The organism is Microcystis sp. LE19-10.1B (assembly GCF_027530565.1).
GTDB lineage: Bacteria > Cyanobacteriota > Cyanobacteriia > Cyanobacteriales > Microcystaceae > Microcystis > Microcystis aeruginosa.
This window is the reverse complement of sequence record NZ_JAPZQM010000372.1, coordinates 1-4,204: the sequence shown is the minus strand read 5'-3', so window position 1 is coordinate 4,204 and position 4,204 is coordinate 1. Positions and strand designations below refer to the sequence as shown.

4 protein-coding genes are annotated in these 4,204 nt (G+C 47.0%); 3 read left to right on the top strand and 1 reads right to left on the bottom strand.

The genetic code is table 11. The features are described 5' to 3' along the window. Nucleotides 1–358: 358 nt before the first annotated feature. Nucleotides 359–1,438 carry a nicotinate mononucleotide-dependent phosphoribosyltransferase CobT gene (cobT, locus tag O9332_RS13435; protein ID WP_288025980.1) on the bottom strand — a complete coding sequence of 360 codons (1,080 nt, stop codon included), beginning with the start codon at nucleotides 1,436–1,438 and terminating at the stop codon, nucleotides 359–361. Nucleotides 1,439–1,455: 17 nt separating this feature from the next. On the opposite strand from cobT, the gene O9332_RS13430 reads away from it, so the two are divergent. Genes O9332_RS13430 through O9332_RS13420 form a run of 3 tightly spaced genes read left to right on the top strand, consistent with a single transcriptional unit; the run spans nucleotide 1,456 to nucleotide 3,937 of the window. Then, nucleotides 1,456–2,334, top strand: a complete 879-nt coding sequence (locus tag O9332_RS13430) for an ABC transporter permease (protein ID WP_002762050.1) — start codon at nucleotides 1,456–1,458, stop codon at nucleotides 2,332–2,334. Between the two features lie 45 nt (nucleotides 2,335–2,379). After that, nucleotides 2,380–2,742 (top strand): thioredoxin family protein, encoded by a 363-nt coding sequence (locus tag O9332_RS13425; RefSeq protein WP_002796395.1) that lies wholly within the window; start codon nucleotides 2,380–2,382, stop codon nucleotides 2,740–2,742. A 16-nt stretch (nucleotides 2,743–2,758) separates the two neighbouring features. Next, the gene (locus tag O9332_RS13420; RefSeq protein ID WP_288025978.1) at nucleotides 2,759–3,937 is read left to right on the top strand and encodes an LL-diaminopimelate aminotransferase; all 1,179 of its coding nucleotides are present in this window, start codon (nucleotides 2,759–2,761) and stop codon (nucleotides 3,935–3,937) included. Nucleotides 3,938–4,204 lie beyond the last annotated feature (267 nt).

The following is a 4,204-nucleotide window of genomic DNA, read 5'->3' as shown; positions in this document are numbered from 1 at the left end:
ACGTTCAAAAACCTTGCATTATCCTTCTTGTAGTACATCGCTTGGTACAAAAAACAAGGGCAACAAAGCCTAAAACGACCGGCTCCTGACGACCGGCTACTGACTCCTACCCCCAGGAAAAACTTTTTCAGCAGACCCTATTTAGGGTTGGCTGAATAAATCTAAAAACCTTGTTGGATAAGACTTTTAGACCTTTTTGAAATCCCAAAGTGGCCGGCATGGGAGTGATCAGGGGGAAAATTCAGGGACTTTTTCCCTGAAAATTAGGTAATTGACCACCTGAAAATTGGTAAAACCCTACACCCCACACCCTACACCCTGCCCCCAGGAAAAACTTTTTGCCGCAAACCCTAGATAGTCAACAGTTTAGTTGAAACCCGATTAAATTTTCGATCGCTTTGACCAAATCTTGATTAGTCCAATTCCGGTACAAACAAGCAGCGATCGCACATCCCCCCGCACCCACTCCCTCTTTGACAAAACCCTGTTGATAAGCTTGCAAAACCGGGTATTTAGAGGCAGAAAAGTCTAATTGTGTGGCTAATAAAGGCAATTTTCCGATCATGCGGGCTAATCCCACCGTATCCCCTGTTTTATCTTCCGCTACCCAGCGAGTTGTGCCGACGATGATATTTTCCCAGTTAACTGGATAGGCATATTTAGCCACTAGAGCTTGAATTAGGGCAGAAACGGCTAACATTTGGGTTCCTCCGGCGAGGAGTACCCCACCCTGCCCACTGGCGGCGATGGCCATGCCAGCGACGAAAATCTGCTGAGGATCGCCTAGGGCGGCGATTACCTCAAAAGGATCAAAAATTTCTTTTAGGGCTAATCCCTGCTCAACTATTGCCTGTTTCTGAGCATGATTGCACTGGGGATGGCTGCTGTTAACTTTGCCCTTGGCTCGATAACCCAATCCGGTGAGGATGGCGAGGGCGGTGGTGGTGCCGCCGACCACGCACTCGCCGATAATTAGATAACTAGACTGGCGGGCTAATTTTTCTCCCCAAGTTAATCCTTGGGCGAACAGGTGTTTTACTATGGTCAGGTCTAGGGCGCGGCCGGTGGAGAGACAACGGGCCGGTTGTCCCCCCAGTTCGATATAATCGACGGCCGGGGGCAAGGGTAAACCGGCGTTAAAAACGAGGACGGGAATGGCTAATTTTTCCACCACGGCGCGGGTAATATAGGCGGGGGAGGCTCCCACCGTTAGGGGGGGTAAGGGATAACGGGGATGGGGTGAAACTCCTTTAACGATAAATTCGGCATCGGCGATCGCTGTATATTTTCTATCTTCCGGGGTAGCACCGGCGGTGGAGATTCCGGGGATTAATCCCGTCTCGGTAAACCCCAAAACTAGAGCAAATATCGGAGAAGATTTTTGATGGCGCTGTAACCAATTTTGCCCCCGTTCGATTTCCGTGTAAATTTTAATCATCTGTGATTTTCTTGATTATGTCTCCCCTGTCTTCTGCAATTATCGATACTTGGCGACGTTTTTACCGAGATCCCTTGGCAGTAATAGGAGCGATCGCATTAATGATAATTATTCTTGCTGTCCTATTCGGTCCGATTTTCTATCGGATCCCCATCGATACCATTGATTTTAGTCAAACCACTGCTCCCCCCAGTTTAAAACATCTTTTTGGGACTAATGATCTGGGCCAGGATCAATTGGCGAGGATTTTGGTGGGGGGTCGAATTTCCCTAGCGGTGGGCATTGCTGCTATGATGGTGGCGATGATTCTAGGGACAGCGATCGGAGCTATTTCTGGGTTTTACGGGGGCGCGATCGATGGTTTGTTGATGCGATTAACGGATTTATTCCTATCTTTGCCCCAATTGCCCCTACTTTTACTGATTGTCTATCTATTTCGCGATAGCATCAAAAAAATCGCCGGACCGGAAACGGGTATTTTTATCCTCGTGGTTTTAGTAATCGGGGGTTTAAATTGGATGTCGGTGGCGCGATTGGTGCGGGGAAATTTCTTAAAATTACGCGAGATGGAGTTTATTTCGGCTGCGATTGCTTTGGGGGCCACTCCTTTCCGTTTAATCTGGGTGCATTTATTGCCTAATGTTTTGGGAATGATTATCGTGGCGGCTACTTTAGCGGTGGGTAATGCGATTATTACCGAGTCAACCCTGAGTTTTTTGGGTTTGGGTTTCCCCCCCGATGTGCCGACTTGGGGACAAATGTTATTTAAAGCTAAAGATTACTTGACAACTGCCCCCCACTTGGTCATTTTTCCCGCTCTAGCTATCGTGATCACGGTGTTAAGTATTAATTTTATCGGTGATGGTTTACGGGATGTCTTTGATCCTAATGTTTAAGGAAGCGTAGAAATGGATAATTGCCGAAAATTACCCAGAACCCCTATGATGATCAGTAGCGATGGTGAGGAAATAAATACTGTGAGTAGCGTAACTGTCATTAGCGATCAGAAGTTTGACAAAGAGGTTTTTGAGGTCGAAAAACCCGTTTTAGTCTATTTTTGGGCGAGTTGGTGCGGTCCGTGCCGTCTGGTATCCCCCTCGATCGATTGGGTGGCCAAAACCTACGGCGAACGGCTAAAAGTAGTTAAACTAGAAATAGACCCTAACCCCGACTCGGTGGCTAAATGTAAGGTGGAAGGTGTTCCTGCTTTACGCATCTTTAAAGATAACGAAATTATTGCCACTCATGAAGGGGCGATCGGCAAACAACAATTACAATCTTTTATCGATACCTATGTCAGCTAATTAGGTATCCATGGTTATGAATAACTTAACCCTAGCACGCCGCTTACAGGCACTACAATCCAACGTTTTTGCCGATATGGATCGGGCAAAGGCTGCCAGTAGAGAAGCGGGTAATACCATTATCGATCTTTCGCTCGGTTCCTCCGATCTTGGTGCTGCTCCCCATGTTATCGATGCTATAGAGCGATCTCTCCACGATCCTCACACCCACGGCTATTTACTCCATAATGGTACGCGAGACTTCCGAATAACTGCCGCTAACTGGTATAGCGATCGCTTTGGTGTCCCCGTCGATCCGGAAACGGAGGTTTTACCCCTAATTGGTTCTCAGGAAGGCACGGCCCATCTACCTTTGGCCCTTCTCAACCCCGGGGATTTTGCCCTGCTGCTCGATCCGGGTTATCCCTCCCATTTGGGCGGTGTTGCCCTTGCCGGCGGTCAAATCTACGGAATGCCAATTTTGGCAAAAAATGACTTTCTGCCGGTTTTAGAGGACATTCCTGACCTAGTGCTGGCACAATCGAAGCTGATGGTCTTGAGTTATCCCCATAATCCCACCACAGCGATCGCACCTTTGGCATTTTTCCAAAAAGCGGTCGATTTTTGCCGTCAGCATAATTTAGTTTTAATCCACGATTTTCCCTATCTAGACATCTTTTTTGCGGGAACATCGCCCCCCCCGTCAATTTTACAGGCCGATCGAGCTAAAACTAATTCGATCGAGTTTTTTACCTTTTCCAAGTCCTATAATATGGGCGGTTTTCGCATCGGTTTCGCCATTGGCAACCCGCAGTTAATTATGGCTTTGCGACAGATTAAAGCCATGGTTGATTTTAATCAGTATTTGGGCATTCTCAAGGGTGCGATCGCTGCTTTAACCGGTAATCAAGATTCAGTCAAGGAAACCGTCGCTATCTTCCAAAAACGCCGGGATGTGTTTATTAATGCCCTAAATCGCATCGGTTGGCCAGTTGCCACTCCGGCCGCCACTATGTACGTTTGGGCGAAAATTCCCCCCAGTTGGCCGGGTAATTCCGTCGATTTTTGTCGGCAATTGGTGGCCCAAACTGGTGTCGCTGTTTCCCCCGGTTCCGGTTTTGGTAAGGGTGGTGAGGGTTATGTGCGTTTTGCCTTAGTTCACGATCCCGATATTCTAGAGGCTGCCGTGGAGAAAATTGGGGCTTTTTTGGGATAAAACCGATGTTTAACCTGAGTTTGGCCTAAAGTGAAACCCTGATTTTACCCTGGGTTTCTGGCTTTAATACTATCTTTCAACGGTCAAAACTGACAATTAAAAGTAGCTTTAGGGCGTAAAGAAGCGTAATTAGGGTTTGCTGAATAAATCTAAAAACCTTGTTGGATAAGGCTTTTAGACTTTTTTTCCCTGAAAAAGTGCCTACCATTGGAGTGATTGGGGGGAAAATTTAGGGATTTTTTCCCTGAAAATTAGGTAATTGACCAC

Coding starts and splice junctions, on each gene's coding strand:
- cobT (WP_288025980.1), bottom strand. CDS start 1,438: ATGATTAAAATTTACACGGAAATCGAACGGGGGCAAAATTGGTTACAG.
- O9332_RS13430 (WP_002762050.1), top strand. CDS start 1,456: ATGTCTCCCCTGTCTTCTGCAATTATCGATACTTGGCGACGTTTTTAC.
- O9332_RS13425 (WP_002796395.1), top strand. CDS start 2,380: ATGATGATCAGTAGCGATGGTGAGGAAATAAATACTGTGAGTAGCGTA.
- O9332_RS13420 (WP_288025978.1), top strand. CDS start 2,759: ATGAATAACTTAACCCTAGCACGCCGCTTACAGGCACTACAATCCAAC.